Source organism: Kitasatospora sp. NRRL B-11411 (genome assembly GCF_000721345.1).
In the GTDB taxonomy this organism is placed as follows: domain Bacteria; phylum Actinomycetota; class Actinomycetes; order Streptomycetales; family Streptomycetaceae; genus Kitasatospora; species Kitasatospora cineracea.
In genome coordinates, this window is sequence record NZ_JOGH01000338.1 from 1 (window position 1) to 278 (window position 278).

Genomic DNA, 278 nt, shown 5'->3' on the forward strand with positions numbered 1-278 from the left:
GGTTCTTGGAGTGCTTGTTGATCGCGTACTTGTAGTCCGGCTGCAGGACGCTGCACAGCTTCCCGGAGGTGGACGGGAACGGCATGTAGCCGATGTCCTGCGGGTCGGCCCCGGCCTTGGTGGCCGCGTCGCGCATCTGCGACACCGACCACGAGCCCAGGTACATCGCCCCGACCTTCCCGGTGCCCAGCATCACCTTCGACTGGTCCCAGTTGGTGGTGGTCGGGTCGTCCTCGGACAGCTTCTGGTTGACGATCGCGTACACCAGGCTGTCGACG

1 protein-coding gene is annotated in these 278 nt (G+C 65.1%); it reads right to left on the minus strand.

Annotated features, from left to right (window positions below; genetic code table 11):
- On the minus strand, positions 1-278 hold a 278-nt coding region (locus IH44_RS0140255; RefSeq protein ID WP_030464799.1), incomplete at both ends, for an extracellular solute-binding protein.